The organism is Nonomuraea sp. NPDC049725, from assembly GCF_040674795.1.
Taxonomy (GTDB): Bacteria; Actinomycetota; Actinomycetes; order Streptosporangiales; family Streptosporangiaceae; genus Nonomuraea; species Nonomuraea ceibae.
The window spans coordinates 595,156-614,661 of the sequence record NZ_JBFANJ010000003.1 but is presented as its reverse complement, the minus strand read 5'-3'; the positions used below and the strand labels follow the sequence as shown (position 1 = coordinate 614,661).

Sequence of the window (19,506 nt, the reverse complement as noted above, 5' to 3'; positions counted from 1 at the left end):
CCCGTTCAGCGCCAGGACGAGGACGCCCGCACGTGGGCCAGGTCGGCCTCCATCCTGGCGGCCGCCTCGGTGAGCGCGGGCAGCAGGTCGCGGACCAGGTCGGCGGGGGTGGCGCGGCTGGCGTGGGTGGCGACGTTGACGGCCGCGACGACCCGGCCGTCCCGCCCGCGCACCGGCACCGCGATCGACCGCACGCCCTCCTCCAGCTCCTGGTCGACGAGGGCGTAGCCGTCCTTGGCCGCCCGGCGCACCGCCTCGGCCAGCTCCCCGGGCGAGGCGACGGTGTGCCGGGTCAGCCGCCGGGGCGGCGCGATCGCGGCCAGGCGCTCCTCCGGCAGCCCGGCCAGCAGCACCCGGCCCATCGAGGTCGCGTAGGCGGGGAAGCGGGTGCCGACGGTGATGTCGACGCTCATGATGCTCACCGTGGGCACGCGCGCCACGTACAGGACGTCGTCGCCCGACAGCACCGCGACGGACGCCGACTGGCGCACACGCGCGACCAGGTCGGCCAGGTGCGGCTGGACGATCTCGCCGAGCGTGCGGCCGGACAGGTGCGCGTAGCCCAGCTCCAGCACCTTCGGCAGCGGCGTGAAGCGGCCCTCGCGCTCGGCCACGTAGCCGAGCCGTTCGAGCGTGAGCAGCGCGCGGCGGGCGGTGGCGCGCGGCAGGCCGGTGACTTTGGCGACGGCGGCCAGGCTCAGCCCGCCGGGCCCCGTCCCGAACGCGGCCAGCACGGCCAGCCCGCGCGCCAGCGACTGCAGGTAGCCGGCGCCCAGCTCGTCCTTGACCGCGCGCGTCGGATCGGCGGCGCCCGGGGGCGGACCGGCGGGCGGCGGCGGCCCGGTCCGCTCGGCCAGCGCCGCCTCCATCCGCGCCGCCGTCGCCCGCATGCTCGGCAGCGCGTGCTCGGCCAGCCCGGCGGCGGTGTGCCTGCTGGTGTGGCTGACGACGCTGAGCGCGCACGCCACCTCGCCGCCGGGGCCGCGCACGGGCATCGCGACCGCGATCAGTCCCGGCTCGATGAGCTGGTCGTCCACCGTGTACGGCGCGCGGGGGTCGAGGAAGACCAGCCCGGCGGCGCAGCGCCCGGCGGGCAGCAGGTCGCCCACCCGGAAGGCGACCGACATCGTGCGCCGCCGGGTGTGCTGCCCGACGAAGCGCACCCCGTCGCCGTCGCGCACCGACAGCGACACCGACTCCTCCAGCTCGCCGGCCAGCCGCTCGGCGTGCGGGCCGAGCGCGGCGGGCAGGCCGCTCGCCGTCAGGTACGCCTCCCCCAGCTCCATCAGCGGCGGCGCGAGCAGCACGTCGCGCTCCTCCATCCGCACGTAGCCGAGGCGGGCCAGCGTGGACAGCACGCGGTCGACCGTGGAGCGGGCCAGGCCGGTGACGCGCACCAGGTCGGTGGCGCGCGTCCGCCTCGGCTCGGCGGCCAGCACGCGCAGCACGGCGAGCCCGCGTTCCAGGGTTCCAGCCGGTTCCATCCACCACTCCTCGATCGTTGGAGGCACTTTGACAGGAACGCCCCCGGATGCGCATACTCGTCCACGATAGTGAACTTAAGTTCATCTAGCGAACACCCGAACGGAGTCCCGTGCGGAGAGACAAGGTGATCGCCACGGCCGAGGAGGCGCTGGCCGACGTGCGCGACGGCGCGTCGTTCGCCGTCGGCGGCTTCGGCCTCAGCGGCATCCCCAGCGTGCTGATCCAGGCCCTCTACGACCGCGGCGTGAGCGGCGTCAGCGTCGTGTCCAACAACTGCGGCGTCGACGGCGGCGGGCTCGGCCTGCTGCTCGCGGCCCGCCGCATCGCCCGCGTCACCGCCTCCTACATCGGCGACAACAAGGAGTTCGCCCGCCAGTACCTGGGCGGCGAGCTGGAGGTGGAGCTGACCCCGCAGGGCAGCCTCGCCGAGCGGCTGCGCGCGGGCGGCGCCGGCATCCCCGCCTTCTACACGCCCGCCGGCGTCGGCACCCCCGTCGCCGACGGCGGCCTGCCGCTGCGCCACGCCCCCGACGGGTCGGTGGCCGTCGCCTCGCCGCCCAAGGAGGTCCGCGAGTTCGACGGCGTCCCGTACGTGCTCGAACGCGCGATCACCACCGACTACGCGCTGGTGCGCGCGGCCAGGGGCGACCGGCACGGCAACCTGGTGTTCGCCAAGTCCGCGCGCAACTTCAACCCGCTGGCCGCGATGGCCGGCCGCGTCACGATCGCCGAGGTCGAGGAGCTCACCGAGCTCGACCCCGACGAGGTGCACCTGCCGGGCGTCTTCGTCCAGCGGGTCGTGCCCCTCACCCCCGAACAGGCCGCCGACAAGGGCATCGAGAAGCGGACGGTCACCTCATGAGCTGGAGCCGGGACGAGATGGTCGCCCGCGCGGCGGCCGAGCTGCGCGACGGCGACTACGTCAACCTCGGCATCGGGCTGCCCACCCGCATCCCGTCCTTCCTGCCGCCGGACGTCGACGTGGTCCTGCACTCGGAGAACGGCGTCCTCGGCGTCGGCCCCTACCCCGCGCCCGACGCCGTCGACCCCGACCTGATCAACGCGGGCAAGGAGACGGTCACCGTGCGGCCCGGCGCGTCGTTCTTCGACTCCTCGCTGTCGTTCGGCATGATCCGCGGCGGCCACATCGACGTGGCCGTCCTCGGCGCCATGCAGGTGTCGGCCCGCGGCGACCTGGCCAACTGGATGGTGCCCGGCAGGCTCGTCAAGGGCATGGGCGGGGCGATGGACCTGGTGCACGGCGCCCGCAGGGTCGTCGTCATCATGGACCACACGGCCAAGGACGGCTCGCCGAAGATCGTCACCGAGTGCTCGCTGCCGCTGACCGGCAGCCGCTGCGTGCACCGGATCATCACCGACCTGGGCGTCCTCGACGTCACCGGCGACGGGCTGGCCCTGGTGGAGACCGCGCCGGGCGTGAGCGTGGCCGAACTGCTGGACCGTACGGACGCGGAGGTGAGCGTATGAGGACCGTCTACGTGGTGGACGCCGTCCGCACGCCGTTCGGGCGCTACGGCGGCGCGCTGTCCGGGATCCGCCCCGACGACCTGGCGGCGCACGCCGTCAGGGCACTGGCCGAGCGGACCGGGCAGGAGAGCGCCGACGAGGTGGTGCTCGGCAACGCCAACGGCGCCGGCGAGGAGAACCGCAACGTCGCCCGGATGGCCGCGCTGCTGGCCGGGCTGCCGGTGACCACGCCCGGCGTGACCGTCAACCGGCTGTGCGGCTCCGGCATGGAGGCCGTCATCCAGGCGTACCGGATGATCGCCCTCGGCGACGCCTCCGCCGTGATCGCGGGCGGCGTCGAGTCGATGACCCGCGCCCCCTGGGTGCTGCCCAAGCCCGAGCGGGCCTTCCCCGCCGGGCCGCAGGAGCTCGTGTCGACCACGCTCGGCTGGCGGCTGGTCAACCCCGCGATGCCCGCCGAGCACACCGTCCCGCTCGGCGAGGGCGCCGAGCTCATCGCCGATCAGCAGGGCATCGGCCGGGCCGAGCAGGACGCGTTCGCGCTGGCCAGCCACCGCAAGGCCGCCGCGGCGTCGTTCGAACGGGAGATCGTGCCGATCGCCGGGCTCGACCGCGACGAGGGCATCCGCGACGACACCTCGCCCGAGGCCCTGGCCCGGCTCAAGCCCGCCTTCCGCGCGGGCGGCACCGTCACCGCCGGCAACTCCTCGCCGCTCAGCGACGGCGCGGCGGCCCTGCTGCTCACCGACGAGGACGGGCTGCGCGGCCGCGAACCGCTCGCCCGCATCACCGCCACCGCCGCCAGCGCGCTCGAACCCCGCCTGTTCGGCCTCGGCCCCGTCGAAGCGAGCCGCCGGGCCCTGGCCAAGGCCGGCAAGGACGCCGGCGACCTGGCCACCGCCGAGCTGAACGAGGCGTTCGCCGCCCAGGCGCTCGGCTGCCTCGCGCTCATGCCGGACCTCGACCCGGCGATCGTCAACCCCTCCGGCGGCGCGATCGCCCTCGGCCACCCCCTCGGCGCCTCCGGCGCCCGCGTCACCGGCGCCGTCGCCCACCGGCTGGCCGCCGCCGGATCGGGCACCGGCCTGGCCACCCTCTGCATCGGCGTCGGCCAGGGCCTGGCCGTCGTCCTCGAAAGGTGAGCGACATGACCCAGCCCCTCACGCAGGCCGACATCGACCGCGAGCTGCGCGAGGCCCCCGCCGGGCCCCCCAGCGGCCACCCCGACCGCGACTTCGCCCCCTACCGCAGCAGCGTGCTGCGCCACCCCAAGCAGCCGCTGATCTCCGTCAAGGACCCCGACGCGGCCGAGCTGAGCGGCCCGGTGTTCGGCGTCACCGACGTCACCGCCCTCGACGCCGACCTCACCAGGCAGCACCCCGGCGAGCCGCTCGGCGAGCGCATCACCGTCCAGGGCCGGGTGCTCGACCGCGACGGCAGGCCCGTGCGCGGCCAGCTCGTCGAGGTGTGGCAGGCCAACGCCTCCGGCCGCTACCGGCACCAGCGCGACGACCACCCCGCGCCGCTCGACCCGAACTTCACCGGCGTCGGCCGCTGCCTCACCGACGACGAGGGCCGCTACGCCTTCACCACGATCAAGCCCGGCGCGTACCCGTGGCGCAACCACGTCAACGCCTGGCGTCCGGCGCACATCCACTTCTCGCTGTTCGGCGCGGCGTTCACGCAGCGGCTCGTCACGCAGATGTACTTCCCCGGCGACCCGCTCTTCCCGTACGACCCGATCCTCAACTCGGTGACCGACGAGCGCGCCCGGCAGCGGCTCGTCGCCGCCTACGCGCACGAGCTGTCCCAGCCGGAGTGGTCGCTCGGCTACCGGTGGGACATCGTGCTCGACGGGCCGGCCGCGACCTGGATGGAGGAAGGCCGATGAACCCCACCCCCTCGCAGACCGTCGGCCCCTTCTACGGCTACGCGCTGCCCTTCCCCGGCGGCGGCGACCTCGCCGCACCCTCCGACCCGGCCGGGATCACCGTCCACGGGTACGTCCACGACGGCGCCGGGGACCCGGTGCCCGACGCGCTGCTGGAGTTCTGGCAGGCCGACGCCTCCGGCGAGCTGCGCGGCGCGCCCGGCACGCTGCGGCGCGACCCCGTCGACGGGAGCGTCATCGGCAGGCACGGCGTCGACTTCACCGGCTTCGGCCGCGTCGCCACCGACGCCGACGGCCGCTGGACGCTGCGCACCGTCATGCCCGGCAACGGGTACATCAGCGTGTGCGTGTTCGCCCGCGGGCTGCTGCACCACCTGTTCACCAGGATCTATTTCGGGCAGGACCCGTTCCTGGACACGGTGCCCCCGCAGCGGCGCCACACGCTGATGGCGGTCCGGGAGCGGGAGGGCGTCCACTGGTTCGACATCCACCTTCAGGGCGAGAAGGAGACGGTCTTCCTTGACTTCGGCTGACGGGACTTCAGCTGACGGGACTTCGGCTGACGGCTCCCCGGGGCGTGGGGACGGTCCGGGCGCGGATCTCGGGCTGCTGGCGCCGATGCGGGCGGCGGTGGCGGCGACCGGTGACGCGGCGCTGCTGGGAGCCATGCTCGACGCCGAGGCGGCGCTCACCCGCGCGCAGGCCGCGCTCGGGCTGGTCCCGGCCCCGGCCGCCGACGCCGTCACCGCCGCCGCCCGCGCCGCCGCCTTCGACCTGCCCTCGCTCGTCGTACGCGCCCGCTCCGGCGGCAACCCCGTCATCCCGCTCGTCGAGGACCTGCGCCGGGCCGCCCACCCGTACGGCGAACACGTCCACCGGGGCGCCACCAGCCAGGACATCCTCGACACCGCCCTCATGCTGACGGCCTCCCGCGCGCTCGGCCACGTCCTGGCCGACCTCGGCCGGGTGATCGCCGGGCTGGGCGCGCTCGCGGCGGCCCACCGCGACACGGTCATGGCCGCGCGCACCCTCACCCAGCAGGCGGTGCCCACCACGTTCGGACTCAAGGCGGCCGGCTGGCGCAAGCTCGCCGCCGACGCCCGCCACCGCCTGCGCGCCGCCTGCGAAGCCCTCCCGGCCCAGCTCGGCGGCGCCGCCGGCACCCTGGCCGCCTTCCACCCGCAGGACGCGGGGCAGCCCGACATCGGGTTGCTGCTGGTGGCCCGGTTCGCCAGGGAGGTGGGGCTGGCCGAGCCGCCGCTCCCCTGGCACGTGCTGCGGACGCCGGTCGCCGACCTGGCCGGGGCGCTGGCGTTCACGGCGGGCGCGCTCGGCAAGGTCGCCGCGGACGTGCTGGTACTGTCACGCACCGAGATCGGCGAGCTGTCGGAAGGCGTCGGCGGCGGCTCGTCGTCCATGCCGCACAAGCACAACCCGGTACGCGCCACCATGATCGCCGCCGCCGCGCGTCAGGCGCCCGCGCTGGCGTCGATCCTGTACGGCTCCCTCGCCGCCGAGGACGAACGCCCCGCCGGGGCCTGGCACGCCGAATGGCAGCCGCTGCGCGAGACGCTCCGCCTGGTGGCCGGAGCCGCCCGCGACGCCGCCGAACTGGTCGCCGACCTGCGCGTGCACCCCGAGCGCATGCGCACCAACCTGCGCGTGCCCGACGTACACCCCCTGGACCGCGCGCCCGGGTCGGCGGGCGCGCTGGTCGACAGGGCGCTGGAAGAGGAGTGATCTTGCTGCAGTACACGCTCGACGGCCCCGAGGGCGGCGAGCCGCTGGTGCTCGGCCCCTCGCTGGGCACCTCGGCGAAGGTGTGGCAGCCGCAGGTGGCCGCGCTGGCGCGCACGTTCCGCGTGCTCAGGTACGAGCTGCCCGGCCACGGCGGCTCGCCCCGCCAGGACGCCCGCACGATGGACGACCTGGCCGCGCTCGTCGTCCGCACGGCCGCCGGCCAGGGGTGGGAGAGCTTCCACTACGCGGGCGTGTCCATCGGCGGGGCGATCGGCGCCACCCTGGCGATCGGCCATCCCGGCAGGGTGCGGTCGCTGGCCCTGGTGTGCTCGTCGGCCCGCTTCGGCGAGCCGCAGGGGTGGCGCGACCGGGCGGCCCTGGTGCGGGAGAAGGGCACCGGGCCGCTGCTGGAGGCCACCGCCCGGCGCTGGTTCGCCGGGCCGCCCGACCAGGGGCTGCTGGACGACCTGGCCGGGGCCGACCCGGAGGCGTACGCCGCCTGCTGCGACGCGCTGGCCGGCTACGACATGCGCGGCGAGCTCGGGCGGATCGCCGTCCCCACGCTGGTGCTGGCCGGGCGGCAGGACCCGGCGACGCCGCCGGAGCACGCCCGGCTGCTCGCCGACGGCATCGCGGACGCGACGCTCGTGGAGGTTCCCGGCGCGGCCCACCTGGCCACCGCCGACCGGCCCGAGGCCGTCACCGCCGCGCTGCTCGCCCACCTGCCTGCCGTGCCCACCGGATCCACCGGGTCCGGTATGCGGGTGCGGCGCGAAGTGCTCGGCGACGCGCACGTCGACCGGGCGATCGCCCGCACCACCGGCTTCACCCGGGACTTCCAGGACCTGATCACCCGCTACGCGTGGGGCGAGATCTGGACGCGCCCCGGCCTCGACCGGCGCACCCGCAGCTGCATCACCCTCACCGCGCTCGTCGCCCACGGCCACCTGGAGGAGCTGGCCATGCACGTGCGGGCGGCGCTGCGCAACGGGCTGACGCCGGACGAGATCGGCGAGGTGCTGCTGCAGACGGCGATCTACTGCGGCGTCCCGGCGGCCAACGCCGCCTTCGCCGTCGCCCAGCGCGTCCTCACCGAACCCACCTGACCGCCCGCCCCCTTGGGGACGGGCGACGTCGTCACGCGGGCCGCCGTAGACGGGGTTCCGGTCGAAGCGCTCGCCGGTGACCAGCAGGCGGATCAGTCCCGGCTCACGGAGGGACTCCTCCGCCTGCCAGACGATCCAGTCGTCGCCGACGGGCTCCCTCTGCGTGCGAAGCTCACCGAAGCCGCCCGGGCCGAACCCGCCGGCGTTCGTCGTCGACCGCCCTTGCTGACCGCGCCCGCTCGCCTCCGCTCGTGGGCGCACGGGGCGGGACGAGCTCGTTCCCGTCCCTCCCCGCGGCGCTGTCCGGCTGGAGCTGCTGGAGCGGTCAGAGGGCGGGCTCGGCGCAGAAGGCGAGGCCGTTGGCGTGCGCCACCACGTCGCCGTCGGCGGCCGGGAGGAACACCGATTCGCCCGCGACCAGCCGCCGCCCGCCGACCGTCACGGACCCGTCCGTGCACAGCACGATGCGCGGCGAGCCGTCCGCGAGCCGCCACTCGCCGCCGGTGAGCTGCCGCAGCCGGAACTCCTCCGCCGACGTGGCGTAGACGCCGTCCGCGCCCGCCTCCAGAGGGTGCGGCACCCGCGCCGGATCGGTGATGTGCAGCAGCTCCGGCACGTTGAGCGGCTTGGACGTCAGCCCGGCGCGCATGACGTTGTCGGAGCTGCCCATGATCTCCACCCCGAAGCCCCTGAGGTAGCAGTGCAGCACGCCCGCCTCCAGGAAGAGCGCCTGGCCGGGCTCCAGCTCGTGCCGCTGGAGCAGCAGCGGCGCCAGGCAGGCCGGGTCGCCCGGGTACTGCCGCGCCAGCCGCGCCACCAGCGCGTAGTCCGGCTGGTGCACCGCCGAAGCGGACCACCCGGCCTGCTCGGCCACGTCACCCGCGGCCAGCAGCGCGGCCAGCGCCTCCAGCGGTGACCCCGCCGACAGCAGCGCCACCACGTCCTTCAGCCCGCGCACGCCCAGCCGGTCGATGAGCATGGCCGACTGCTCACTGTCGCGGAACCCGGCCAGCGCGGTGAACGGCGTCAGCGCCCGGATCAGCTCCGGCTTGGGCCACGGGTCGCCGTAGACGCCGCGGCCGTGCCCGTCGGCCGCCTGCGCCGCCGACGGGTGCACCTGCAGCGACAGCGGCGCCTCGACGGCGATGAGCTTCATCAGGTACGGCAGCCGCTCCCCGAACCGGCCGAGCGCCGCCTCGCCGAGCATCCCGGCGGGGTCGGCGGCGACCGCGTCGGCCAGGCTTTGCCCCTCCTCGGCCAGCACCGACGAGCCCGACGGGTGGGCGCCGAGCCACATCTCCGCCTCGGGACCGGGAGAGGGCACGGGCCTGCCGGTGAGCCCGGCCAGGTCCGTACGGGATCCCCAGGGATAGTCCTTGACGGGGTTGGTCAGCAAATACACGCGAACTCCTCGGGCGGTGCCGGCTCGTGCTTCACGCGCGCGCACCCGTCTCGCCCGGATGCGCGCGAGGTCAACAGGGACCGTACCGCGCCCCACCCCACCCCGCCCACCGCGGGGGCGCCCACGTGCAGGTTTCCGCCCCGTACGCGTTTCACGCCGCGCGCATTTGGCCCGTACGCATTCCGCCTCGCACGGGTTTCGCCCCGCGCGCCGTCGGTCACGCACCACGAGGTCACGCACCACCTGGTCACGCGAGGCCCCAAGTCAGGCCGCCCAGGGGTCGCGTACCCCCGGGCGACGCGCGGACGCTCCGCTGGGTCGCCCCTCACGGGGTCACACGCGGGTCGCACCGCCTGGGGAGTCGCGCCCTCCGGGCGACGCGCACACGCTCCGCTGGGTCGCCCATCACGGAGTCACACGCCCACGGGCCACACAGCCCGGGGAGTCGCGTACCCGGGCGACGTACGCGCACCGCCGGGGTGGCTCACCGCGCGGGCCGCACACGCCGCACCGTCGCAGGATCAGGAGGTCGTCTTGGTGACGATCTCGCTGATGCGCTCGTAGGCGGCGAAGTCGGCGGTCAGGCGGTTCTTGGTCAGGGCGATGACGGTGCCGGTGGCGGTGTCGGCGTAGGCGGCGCTGCCGCCCGCTCCGGCCATGCCGAACCAGGTCGGCGTCTGCTCGGCGGTGGACGCCGGGTGGCCGATGGCGTAGCCGAGCCCCCAGGCCGACGGGTTGCCGAAGACCGCGTCGGGGCCACTGGCCGTCACCGTGGTGACCTCGCGCAGCCGTTCGGGGCTGATCAGCCGGACGCCGTCGACGTCGCCGAGCAGCGCGGCGTAGAGGCGGGCGATCGCGCGGGCGGTCGTCTTGCCTCCGGCCGGGATGTCGGCGGTGAGGTAGTCCTCCCGGCTGCCGAGCGCGGCGGTCGGGAACAGCGACATCGGCCCCGCCTTGAACATCGGCAGATCGTCAGGCATGTCACCGAAGGCCGACATGTCCATGGGCGCGTCCTCCAGCACGGCCAGCCTGCCCTGCTCGGCGGGCGGCATGCCGAAGTAGAGCTCGTCGCCCACGCCGAGCGGCCCCGCGACCTCCTCCAGCAGCACCTGGGAGATCGGCTTGCCGGTGGCCCGGCGGACGATCTCGCCCACGAGATAGCCGAACGTGTAGGCGTGGTAGCCGACCTGGGTGCCGGGCTCCCACCACAACTCGGCTGCCTCCAGTGCGGCGACCATCTTGTCCCAGTCGCACATGTCCTCGGGCGTGCTGTCGAGCGGCACGCCGGGCAGCCCCGCCGAGTGCGTCAGCACGTGGCGCACGGTCACGCCCTCCTTGCCGTGGGCGCCGAACTCGGGCCACAGCTCCACGACGGGCGTGTCGTACGTGAACAGGCCGTGCTCGGCGAGCACGTGGGCCACGGCGGCGGTGGCGCCCTTGCCGATGGAGAAGTTGTAGAACGGCGTGGCGGATGTGACCGCCCTGCCGGTGGCCGGGTCGGCCAGCCCGGCGACGGCGTCGGCGACCAGCTCGCCGTCGCGGTAGACGGCGAGCTGGACACCTTGCTCGGCGCCCGACTCGACGAGGTCGTCGACGGCCGCCTGGACCTGCTCCTGCAACTCACTCATGATCGGCTTCCTCCCTTTGCCAGGACCACGGACGTTACCGGAGCCCCCCGACAATCCCGCCCGGGGGCGAGGGCCGCACCCCGGGGACCGCTCAGCGGTCGCCCGGCCCGAGTCCCAGAGGCGGCGCGACCTCCACCGGCTGGGACCCCGTCAGGGTCGAATCCCCTGGCCGGGGCCGGTGTATCGGACCACGGTCTTACTACCTGGGTCTGCCGGGGGCTCCCCGGAATGGACCCACGGTCCGATGTGGAGGGAGGCCGGTCTGCGGCAACGTCGTGGGCGTGATCGACGTCAACAGGATCCGCCGCCCTCTGCTCACCGCGCTGGTCGGCGCCGCCATAGCCGTGCCGGTGCCGGGCGCCGCCCGGCCGTCCGCGGTGCCCGCGCCCGTCCCGGCCGCGCTGCCGCCGCTCACCGCGACCGCGGCGGGTCTGGCGGCCCACTACGCCGCCGGGCGGCGGGAGGTGCTGGCGGCCGAGCGCACCGCCGCCGCCCACGGCGACCGGCGCCGGGCCGCCTCGCTGCGGGTCATGGCGGATCCTGGGCGGCGGTTCCTGTCCTTCGACGGGCGCGACGGCGGCCGGGTCGTCGAGGTGTTCGGCGATCTGGCCGCCGCCCGGCGGATCGCCGTGGTGGTGCCCGGCGCCGACACCAGCCTCGACAAGTACGGGCTGCTGCGCGGCGGCGCGAGGCGACTGGCGGAGGCGCTCGGCGACGGCGCGGCCGTGGTCACCTGGCTCGGCTACGCGACGCCCCGGACCGTCAGCCTCGACACCCTGACCACCGCCCTGGCCGACGAAGCCGCACCGGCGTTGCGAACGTTCGTGCGGAAGCTGGCGGGGGTCAAGCCCGGAGCGACGATCTCGCTGCTGTGCCACTCGTACGGCGCCGTGGTGTGCGGGCGGGCGGCGCCCGGGCTGGAGGTCGCCCACCTCGTCCTCTACGGCAGCCCGGGCGCGGGCGCCGACGACGTCGAGGATCTGCGCACCCGGGCCACCGTGTGGGCCGGCCGGGGCGGCGGCGACTGGATCGGCCGCGTCCCGCACCTGCCCGTCCCGTTCGGCTTCGGGCCCGACCCGGTCACGCCCGGGTTCGGCGCCCGCGTGTTCGCGGCGGGCGACGGGGGTCACAGCGACTACCTCAAGGCGGGGTCCGTGTCGCTGGCGAACATCGCCCGCATCGTCACCGGCGAGGCTCCCCGTGCCTGACCTCCCGGCCCTGCCGCCTGCGAGCACCCGGTCCCCGGCACCAGCGGGCCTCTCCGTCTCCACCCCGCAGTCTCCGCCCCCATCGGAGAGTGCGCCTGTTGCCGGCCGACGGTCCGGGCGGCAGGGTGGGACGCCGCCCCCTGATGGCCGCCGTCTTGGCGGGCCGGTCGCGTTCTCGGCGGGGCGGCGGACGCTTGGGCGTGTCCCGCGGGTCGCCGAGAACGCCTCGGCCGGCCGCCGTGAGAGCCGTGGCGGGGGCGGTGGTGTGCTCCCGGCGCGAGGGTTCGTGCGGCGGATCGCCGACGCCACCCCGGCGGATCGTGACCGGGGGATCGACGCGTTGCGGGCGCTGGCGATCCTGGGGGTGGTGCTCGGGCACTGGCTGGTGACCGCTGTGGTGGCCGACAGCGGGACGCTGCGGGTTACGAGCCCGCTCAAGCAGCTGCCGGAGCTCACCCCGCTGACCTGGCTGCTGCAGACGCTGGCGGTGTTCTTCCTGGTGGCGGGCCGCGTGAGCGCCCAGGGCTACGTGCGGGCGCGCGCTGCGGGCGGCACGTACGCGCAGTGGCTGGGGCCGCGGCTGGCCCGGCTGTCGCGGCCGGTCGTGGTGGTGGCGGCGGTGTGGGCGGTGGCGGCCGTCGCGATGCTCGCCGCCGGGGCCGACCAGGACACGGTGTGGGCGCTGGTCAAGCTGGTGTGGTCGCCGCTGTGGTTCCTGCTGGTGCTCGCGCTGCTGACGGCGCTGACGCCGCTGGCCGCCCGGCTCAGCCCGTGGTGGCCGCTCGCCGCCGTAGCGCTGGGCGACCTCGTCCGCTACGGCCTGAACGATCCCGCGCCCGGGTGGGACGGCGTGGCCGGGTGGGTCGAAGGGGTCAACGTGATCTGCGGGTGGCTGGTCCCGTACTGCCTGGGAGCGGCCTGGGCGCAGGGGCGGCCACGCGGGCGGGCGGCCGGGTGGGGGTTGCTGGCAGGCGGGGCGGTGGTGGCCGCAGGGCTGGTCGGGTGGGGTGGGTATCCGGCGGCGATGGTGGGGGTGCCGGGGGCGTCGGTGTCCAACCTGGACCCGCCTTCGCTGGCGGCGGTCGCGTTCGGGCTGGCGCAGTGCGGGGCGGCGATGCTGCTGGCCGGGCCGTTACGGCGGGCGCTGCGAAGACCGCGCCTCTGGGCGGGGGTGGCGCTGGTGAACCTGGGCGCGATGACGATCTTCCTGTGGCATCAGACGGCGATGATCGCGGTCACCGCCGTCGCGCTGACGTCCGGGACGGCGGTGGCCGGGCTGCACACCGTGCCGGACGGGTTCGGGTGGGTGGCGTGGCGGGTCGCGTGGCTGCCGGCGTTCGCGGCGGCACTGGCGGTGTGCGTGCTGGCCTTTCACGCGTACGAGCGCCGCCGCCCGCCCCGCCGACGCCACACCCGCCCAGGCTGAGGTCGCACCCTCCCGAGGTAAGGCCCCGCCGGGGGGTTTGGCTCCTCCGGGGTGCGGGCCCGCCGGGGGGTATGGCTCCTCCGGGGTACGGGCCCGTCGGGGGTACGGGCCCATCGGGGGTACGGGCCCATCGGGGGTACGGCCCCATCGGGGGTACGGCCCCATCGGGGGTACGGCCCCATCGGGGGTACGGCCCGCCCGGGACAGCGCCCCGCCCGGGGATAACGCCCCTCCCTGCGCTGGCCCCTCCGGGGGCGAGGCCCCGTCCGTTGGTAAGACCCCGTGGAGGTAAGGCCCCTCCCCGCGCTCAAACTTCTTCCGGGCTCCTTTCGGGGTGAGGTTCCGCCCGGAGGAAAGACCCCGTCGGGGTGAGGCCCCTTCCCGCGCTCAGACCCCCTCCCAGGGGTGAGACTCCTTCCGGGGGTGAGTTTCGCCTGGGTTGTGCGTTTGATTACAAGGTCGTACGGAGGATGGCGGTCTGGTCGTCGGGCGGGGAGACTGCGGGGTGTGTCGCGCCGATGGGTTCCCGTGCTGTTGCTGCTCCTGGTGACGGCGGCTTGCGGGCAGGGGGCGGCGTTGAGCGGCCCCACGATGGACCGGGTGCTCGGGCAGGGGGTGGCGCCGGATCTCATCTACCTGGTGGAGCTGCCCGGGTACGAGCTGGCCGAGCAGTCGATCGGCGTGGTCAACGAGGAGGGGTTCGGCGCGTTCTACACCTCGGCCGAGGGCGGGCAGGTGGAGTTGCGCGTCGACCGGGGCCCGTACCGGTGCGTGGGCACGTGCGAGCGGGACGGCGGCGGCTGGTACGCGGTGCACGAGGGCAGGCACGAGTACGTGGCCGTGGGCGAACGTCACCACCTTCGGCTGATCGGCGACGTGGAGCGGGTCGACCGTGCGGTGCTGCGGGAGGCCGCCGAGGGCGCCCGCCCGGTCGTCACCGAGGGCACGCCGTCACCGCCGCCAGCCCCGGTGGAGCGTGGCGACCTGCCGAGCCACGGTGACATGGCGCCGCTGAACCCGACCGGCCCCGGCGGCTGATCCCCTGCCCCCGCGCCCCCACCGATGTGGCGCCGTGCCCGCGAACAAGCGGGGCCGTAGCCGCGGGGTGGGGTCAGTTCGGCCGTTCCATCTCACGGGGTGTGATCGGTGCATTACGATTTTCCTGCCTTGTGGTGATCAAGGTTGCGGGAGATCTCGGTGCTGGTGGTGTCGCCCGGGTCGTCGGCGAAGGGTGGTCTGACACTGGACGTCAGCTTCACGGGTCGCTGTCGCGTGGCCCTGGCGTGTCATCGCCTGCCCCACACCGCGCGGATCACCTCGGCGATCGCTCGCAGGATGCGGGCGCGGTCGGCCGAGGCGCATCCCCGGGTGGCCGCCCAGACCATGAGGACGGCGGCCGTGGCCACGCACGCCAGGCTGACGATCGGCACCAGCACCCATTCCGCAGGGTTCATCGAGGTGTCCCTCCCGCGCTCGGCAGCCGGAGGATCGGCTGCGGTGGGTGCAAGTTCATCGTGGGGGCGGCATCCGGCCAACGGTTCCCGGACGGGCCGGATGAGGAGCCTTCCGACCCAGGTCAGAGCCGCTTCCAGCGCCCGTCCGGCCGGACGATCCGGACGCGCCGGATGGGCCAGCTGGGCCAGATGGGCAGGGCCAGCTGGAGCGACCGGACGGGCCCGGTGGGCAGGTTCAACCGGACCGAGCGGACGTGCCAGATGGGCCGGACCGACCAGACCGAGCGAATGGGCGGGACGGGCCAGGTGGGCAGGATCGACCGGACCGAGCGGATGGGCCGGATCGGTCGGACCCGCCGGATCGGTCGGACTCGCCGGACGGGCCGGACGGGCCGGACGGGCCGGACGGGCCGGGCCAGCAGGACCGGCAGGACTGGCAGGACGGGCAGGACGGGCCGGATGGGCGGTCGTCGTGGGGGGTTGCGTGTATGGCGGGTGATGGGGAGCTGCCTGCCGCGCGGGCGGTGTTGCGGGAGGCGTTGAAGGCGCTGGAGGAGGCGGCCCGGGAGCGTGCCCCGGGGCTGCGGCGCCGGGACGTGATCGACCGGGCCAACGAGCTGCTCACCGCGCAGCGGGCGGCGGCGAGGCTGACCCCGCAGACGGTCAGCGACTGGCTCACCCGGGGCAGCGCGGCCCAGGATTTCGTGCCGTTGTGGACGCTGGTCCGCGTGCTGCTGGAGCACGCCGGCAGCCCGCCCGCCTACGAGCTGAGGCACGCCTGGTGGCGCAGCCAGCACGAGCTGTGGAAGAAGCGCTGGGAGCAGGCCCGCGCCGCCGGCGTGCAGGAGCGACCGGGGTTTCGTCCGGCGGCGGGGGAAACGTGTCCGTACCCGGGGCTGCGCGCGTTCACCGGGGACGAGGCCGAGTGGTTCTTCGGGCGGGAGGCGCTGGTCAGCAGGGTCATGGACCGGCTCGAACGGTGTCTTGCCGACCGCAGCCCGCTGGCCGTCGTGGCGCCCTCGGGCGCGGGCAAGTCGTCGCTGCTGCACGCGGGAGTGCTTCCGGCGCTGGCCAGGGGGCAACTGCCCGGCTCCCGGCACTGGCCGCGACTGGTGCTCACCCCCACGGCCGATCCGTTCGGGGAGCTCGTGGCGAAGCTCGCGGCACTGACGGGGGCCGAGGAGGCGCGGGTCGCGACGACGCTGGAGGAGGGCTCCGCCGGGCCGGCGGCTCTGATACGCGAGCGGCTCAAGCTCCCGCCCGGCGGCAGGATCGTCCTGGTCGTCGACCAGTTGGAGGAGCTGTTCACGCTGTGCCCGGACGAGTCCGTGCGGCGCCGGTTCGTGGCCGCCCTCGCCCGCCTGACCGCGACGGCGGCGCCCCGCGCCGAGCGGCCCGGCGTGGAGCGGCCCGGCGTGGAGCAGGCCGACGCGGAGCAGGCCGACGCGGAGCAGCCCGACGCCCAGCAGCCCGACGCCCAGCAGCCCAGCGCCGAGGAGCCTGTCGCGCTGGGGCTCTACGGGCTGCGCGCGGACTTCTACGGCTCGTGCGCCGGTTTCTCCCATCTTCGTGACGTGCTGGCCAACCATCAGGTGTTCATCGGTGCGATGACGGGCGACGAGGTGCGCCGGGCCGTGACGGAGCCGGCCAGGCGGAGCGGCCTGTCGCTCGCGCCCGGCGTGGTCGACGTCATCCTGCGCGACCTGCGTGGCGCGGCGGGCCCGTACGAGGGCGCGTACAGGGCGGAGCGGTTGCCGCTGCTCGCGCACGCGTTGTGGGTGACGTGGCTGAACCGTAAGGGCGATGCCCTGACCCTGGAGGGCTACCACGCGTCCGGCGGCATCGACGGCGCGGTCGCGGCCAGCGCGGAGGAGGAGTTCGGGGAGCTGTCACCGGCCGCCCGGGAGGCGGCGCGGACGCTGTTCCTGGCCCTGGTCAGGGTCGGCGAGAACGGCGAGGTCACCAGCCGCCGCCGGACCCAGGAAGACCTCATGCTGGCCGCCGCCGACCCGGCGGGCGCGCAGGAAGCGGCCGAGCGGTTCACCCGCGCCCGGCTGCTCAGCCAGGGGGTGGAGCGGGCGGGCGGCTCGGTCACCGTCGAGATCACCCATGAGGCGCTGCTGTGGGCCTGGCCGAAGCTGCGTGACGACTGGATCGGCCGGGGCGAGAAGGGGACGAACGCCCTGATCCGCCAGGAGGTGGAGGACGCGGCCGTCGCCTGGGAACGCGGCCGGCGCAAGGACGTCACCGCCCTGTACCGGGGCAGCAGGCTGGAGCTGGCCCGCGGCTGGGCGGCGGCGGCGAGCCGCGCGGAGGTCACGCCCCTCGTCAGGCAGTTCGTCGACGCCTCCGAACGGCACGAGCGGCGCAGCCGCCGGATCCGGCGCGCGGCGGTGGCCACGGTGTGCGTGCTCGCGCTGATCGCCTCGGGACTGGCCGTGTTCGCCCTGGACAAGCAGAGCGCCGCCGTCGCCGAACGCGACAACGCGATCTTCGAACGGGTCGCGGCGGAGGCCGACCGTCAGCGTGAGACCAACGGTGAGCTGGCCGCGCAGCTCGACCTGACCGCGTATCGGATGCGGCCGACGCCCGCCCTGCGCACCCGGCTGATGACGGAGGCGGGGTCCGTGCTCTCCACCACGCTGCCGGGGCACTACCCCCATTCCCCCGTGGTCGCCTTCGGCCGGGACGGCACCCTGGCGACCGGCTCCAGGCGGCTGCGGCTCTGGAACGTCTCCGACCCGGCCCGCCCGGCCCCGCTGACCGAGGAGCTCAGCGCCGGTGAGCGGGTCTTCGTGCAGCAGCTCGCCTACAGCCCGGAAGGCGACCTGCTGGCGCGCGGCGGCTCGGACGGCACCATCCGGCTCCTGGACGTCTCCGATCCCCGGCGCCCGGTGGCGCTGTCGGACCCGGTGACCGTGTCGGAGGGCATGGTGGTGAGCCTGAGGTTCGGTCCCGACGGCCGGACCCTGGCCCTCGGCACCAGGGCGGACACCCCCGGCACCACGGCCAGCACCGTGCAGCTGTGGGACGTCGCGGATCCCCGGCGGCCCCGGCGGCTGAGCACGGTGCTGTCCCGGGAGCGCGAGGGCGTCACGTCCGTCGCGTTCAGCCCGGACGGGGCCACGCTCGTCGTCACCGGGGGCACCGGCCCAGGCGATCGGCGCAGGCTGCTGACCCGGCTGTGGGACGTGGCCGATCCGGCCCGGCCCGCCCCGCTGGGCGGCGAGCTGGGCGGGCACGCAGGCGTCGTGCACCAGGTCGCGTTCGCCCCGGACGGGCACGTGATGGCCACCGCCGGAGGCGACAACCGCGTGCTGCTCTGGGACCTCGCGGACCGGAAGCGGCCGAAGGTGAGCAACACCCTGTTCCTGTCCACTACGGTGAGCGCGGTCGCCTTCAGCCCCGACGGGCGCGTGCTGGCCTCCGGCGACAACTCGGGCAGCATCTACCTCTGGAACACCGGCTCCCCGGCGCATGCCAGGACGCTCGGCCCGCCGCTGCGCGGGCACACCAGCGTCGTCAGCAGCCTGGCGTTCGACGCCACGGGAAGCAGGCTGGCCAGCGCCAGCGGCGACAGCACCGTACGGCTCTGGCGCCTGCCTCCGGCCCTGGCCGTCACGGGCGGCGGGCTGACCGTCAACGCGCTGGCGACCACGGGCGACGGCCGCCTGCTCGCGGTGGCCTCCGGGTTCCACGTCACGCTCTGGGACGTCTCCGACCCGGCGCGCCTGACCCCGGTCGGCGCGCTTCCGCAGTCCCTGTTCGTCGTGGAGGCGCTGGCGATCAGGCAAGGGCCGGGCACGTCAGGGAAGACGATCCTGGCCACGGGCAACCGCGGCGGCTCCGTACGGCTGTGGGACGTCTCCGCGCCGGCCCGTCCGGTGGATCTCGGTGAGGCGCCCGGCAGGCAGCTCACCATGATCTCCGCGCTGGCCTTCGACGCCACCGGGCACACCCTGGCCGCCGCCTCGATGGATCTCCAGGGCGGCTACTCCGGCACGCTGCGCGCCTGGGACGTGAGCGACCCGGCCCGCCCCACCGCGCTCGGGGGTGAGCTGCGCGGGCAGCCGCTGCCGATCAAGAGCATGACGGCCGCGCCCGGGGGGCCGTACGTCTACAGCAGCGAGGTGTTCGGCACCGTCCACGTCTGGCGGACGGGGGACGGAGCCGTTCCCGCGCTGGCCGGTCAGGTGGCCACGAACCAGACGCTCATCTCCCTGGACGTCAGCGCCCGCTCGCTGCTGGCCGTCGGCGGCGGGGACAACCTGGTCCGGTTGTGGGACCTGTCGCGGCCGGGCTCCCCGAAGGCCGTCGGGGCGCCGCTGCCCGCCGGTGGCGTGGTCTCCAGCGTGAGCTTCGCCCCGGACGGCAGGCTGCTCGCCAGCGGCGCGGTCGGCCAGATCCGGCTCTGGGACACCTCCGCCCCCGCCGCCGCCTCCGCCCACGGGCTCCCGGTCACGGGCCACAACGGCGCGGTCAACGCCGTCCTGTTCAGCCCGCGCGGCGACGTGCTCATCAGCGGCGGCCAGGACGGCACCGTACGGCTCTGGCAGGCCGACCCGGAGCGCGCGTTCGCGCTCCTGTGCGGGTCAACGGGTCACGCGATGACGCCGGAGCTGTGGAGGAGGTACGTGTCACCGGTCCTGGACTACGACCCGCCCTGCGGCGGGTAGCC

Annotated in this window: 15 protein-coding genes; 11 read left to right on the top strand and 4 right to left on the bottom strand. The window is 75.2% G+C overall.

The annotated features are described in order from the left end of the window. Window positions 1-5 precede the first annotated feature (5 nt). Window positions 6-1,484 (bottom strand): IclR family transcriptional regulator C-terminal domain-containing protein, encoded by a 1,479-nt coding sequence (locus AB0J53_RS10745; RefSeq protein ID WP_364170897.1) that lies wholly within the window; start codon window positions 1,482-1,484, stop codon window positions 6-8. Between the two features lie 110 nt (window positions 1,485-1,594). Here AB0J53_RS10745 and AB0J53_RS10740 point away from each other — a divergent pair, with 110 nt between their 5' ends. The 7 genes from AB0J53_RS10740 to pcaC all read left to right on the top strand — a co-directional run bounded on the left by AB0J53_RS10740 (window position 1,595) and on the right by pcaC (window position 7,710). Then, window positions 1,595-2,347 carry a CoA transferase subunit A gene (locus AB0J53_RS10740; protein ID WP_357589868.1) on the top strand — a complete coding sequence of 251 codons (753 nt, stop codon included), beginning with the start codon at window positions 1,595-1,597 and terminating at the stop codon, window positions 2,345-2,347. After that, window positions 2,344-2,973 (top strand): CoA transferase subunit B, encoded by a 630-nt coding sequence (locus AB0J53_RS10735; RefSeq protein WP_357589866.1) that lies wholly within the window; start codon window positions 2,344-2,346, stop codon window positions 2,971-2,973. The genes AB0J53_RS10740 and AB0J53_RS10735 overlap by 4 nt, the downstream gene beginning before the upstream one ends. Continuing rightward, on the top strand, window positions 2,970-4,115 hold the full coding sequence (locus AB0J53_RS10730) for a thiolase family protein (protein ID WP_364170895.1): 1,146 nt from the start codon (window positions 2,970-2,972) through the stop codon (window positions 4,113-4,115). Before AB0J53_RS10735 ends, AB0J53_RS10730 begins: the two co-directional genes overlap by 4 nt. A gap of 5 nt (window positions 4,116-4,120) precedes the next feature. Continuing rightward, window positions 4,121-4,864, top strand: a complete 744-nt coding sequence (gene pcaH / locus AB0J53_RS10725) for a protocatechuate 3,4-dioxygenase subunit beta (protein WP_219510496.1) — start codon at window positions 4,121-4,123, stop codon at window positions 4,862-4,864. Next, entirely contained in the window at window positions 4,861-5,397 is a 537-nt protein-coding gene (pcaG, locus tag AB0J53_RS10720; RefSeq protein ID WP_364170892.1) for a protocatechuate 3,4-dioxygenase subunit alpha, read from the top strand. The genes pcaH and pcaG overlap by 4 nt, the downstream gene beginning before the upstream one ends. Before the next feature lie 85 nt (window positions 5,398-5,482). Next, window positions 5,483-6,604, top strand: a complete 1,122-nt coding sequence (pcaB, locus tag AB0J53_RS10715; RefSeq protein ID WP_364170890.1) for a 3-carboxy-cis,cis-muconate cycloisomerase — start codon at window positions 5,483-5,485, stop codon at window positions 6,602-6,604. Between the two features lie 2 nt (window positions 6,605-6,606). Further along, entirely contained in the window at window positions 6,607-7,710 is a 1,104-nt protein-coding gene (gene pcaC, locus AB0J53_RS10710) for a 4-carboxymuconolactone decarboxylase (protein ID WP_364170888.1), read from the top strand. A gap of 325 nt (window positions 7,711-8,035) precedes the next feature. Here the strand turns inward: pcaC and manA are convergent, their stop codons facing one another. Together manA and AB0J53_RS10700 are read right to left on the bottom strand one after the other, a co-directional pair. Beyond that, a complete protein-coding gene (gene manA, locus AB0J53_RS10705; RefSeq protein ID WP_364170886.1) occupies window positions 8,036-9,112 on the bottom strand; it encodes a mannose-6-phosphate isomerase, class I in 1,077 nt (358 codons plus the stop codon). Window positions 9,113-9,633: 521 nt separating this feature from the next. Then, on the bottom strand, window positions 9,634-10,740 hold the full coding sequence (locus AB0J53_RS10700) for a serine hydrolase domain-containing protein (RefSeq protein ID WP_364170884.1): 1,107 nt from the start codon (window positions 10,738-10,740) through the stop codon (window positions 9,634-9,636). A gap of 281 nt (window positions 10,741-11,021) precedes the next feature. Here AB0J53_RS10700 and AB0J53_RS10695 point away from each other — a divergent pair, with 281 nt between their 5' ends. The 3 genes from AB0J53_RS10695 to AB0J53_RS10685 all read left to right on the top strand — a co-directional run bounded on the left by AB0J53_RS10695 (window position 11,022) and on the right by AB0J53_RS10685 (window position 14,412). Next, window positions 11,022-11,948 carry an alpha/beta hydrolase gene (locus AB0J53_RS10695; RefSeq protein ID WP_364170882.1) on the top strand — a complete coding sequence of 309 codons (927 nt, stop codon included), beginning with the start codon at window positions 11,022-11,024 and terminating at the stop codon, window positions 11,946-11,948. 265 nt (window positions 11,949-12,213) lie between these two features. Next, a complete protein-coding gene (locus tag AB0J53_RS10690) occupies window positions 12,214-13,374 on the top strand; it encodes an acyltransferase family protein (protein WP_364170880.1) in 1,161 nt (386 codons plus the stop codon). Between the two features lie 528 nt (window positions 13,375-13,902). Next, window positions 13,903-14,412 carry a hypothetical protein gene (locus AB0J53_RS10685; RefSeq protein WP_364170878.1) on the top strand — a complete coding sequence of 170 codons (510 nt, stop codon included), beginning with the start codon at window positions 13,903-13,905 and terminating at the stop codon, window positions 14,410-14,412. Between the two features lie 248 nt (window positions 14,413-14,660). Here AB0J53_RS10685 and AB0J53_RS10680 read toward each other — a convergent pair whose 3' ends face one another. After that, complete coding sequence (locus AB0J53_RS10680) at window positions 14,661-14,828, bottom strand: hypothetical protein (RefSeq protein WP_364170876.1); 168 nt, start codon at window positions 14,826-14,828, stop codon at window positions 14,661-14,663. Window positions 14,829-15,316: 488 nt separating this feature from the next. On the opposite strand from AB0J53_RS10680, the gene AB0J53_RS10675 reads away from it, so the two are divergent. Further along, window positions 15,317-19,504 (top strand): hypothetical protein, encoded by a 4,188-nt coding sequence (locus AB0J53_RS10675; protein WP_364170874.1) that lies wholly within the window; start codon window positions 15,317-15,319, stop codon window positions 19,502-19,504. The last annotated feature ends 2 nt before the right edge of the window (window positions 19,505-19,506 follow it).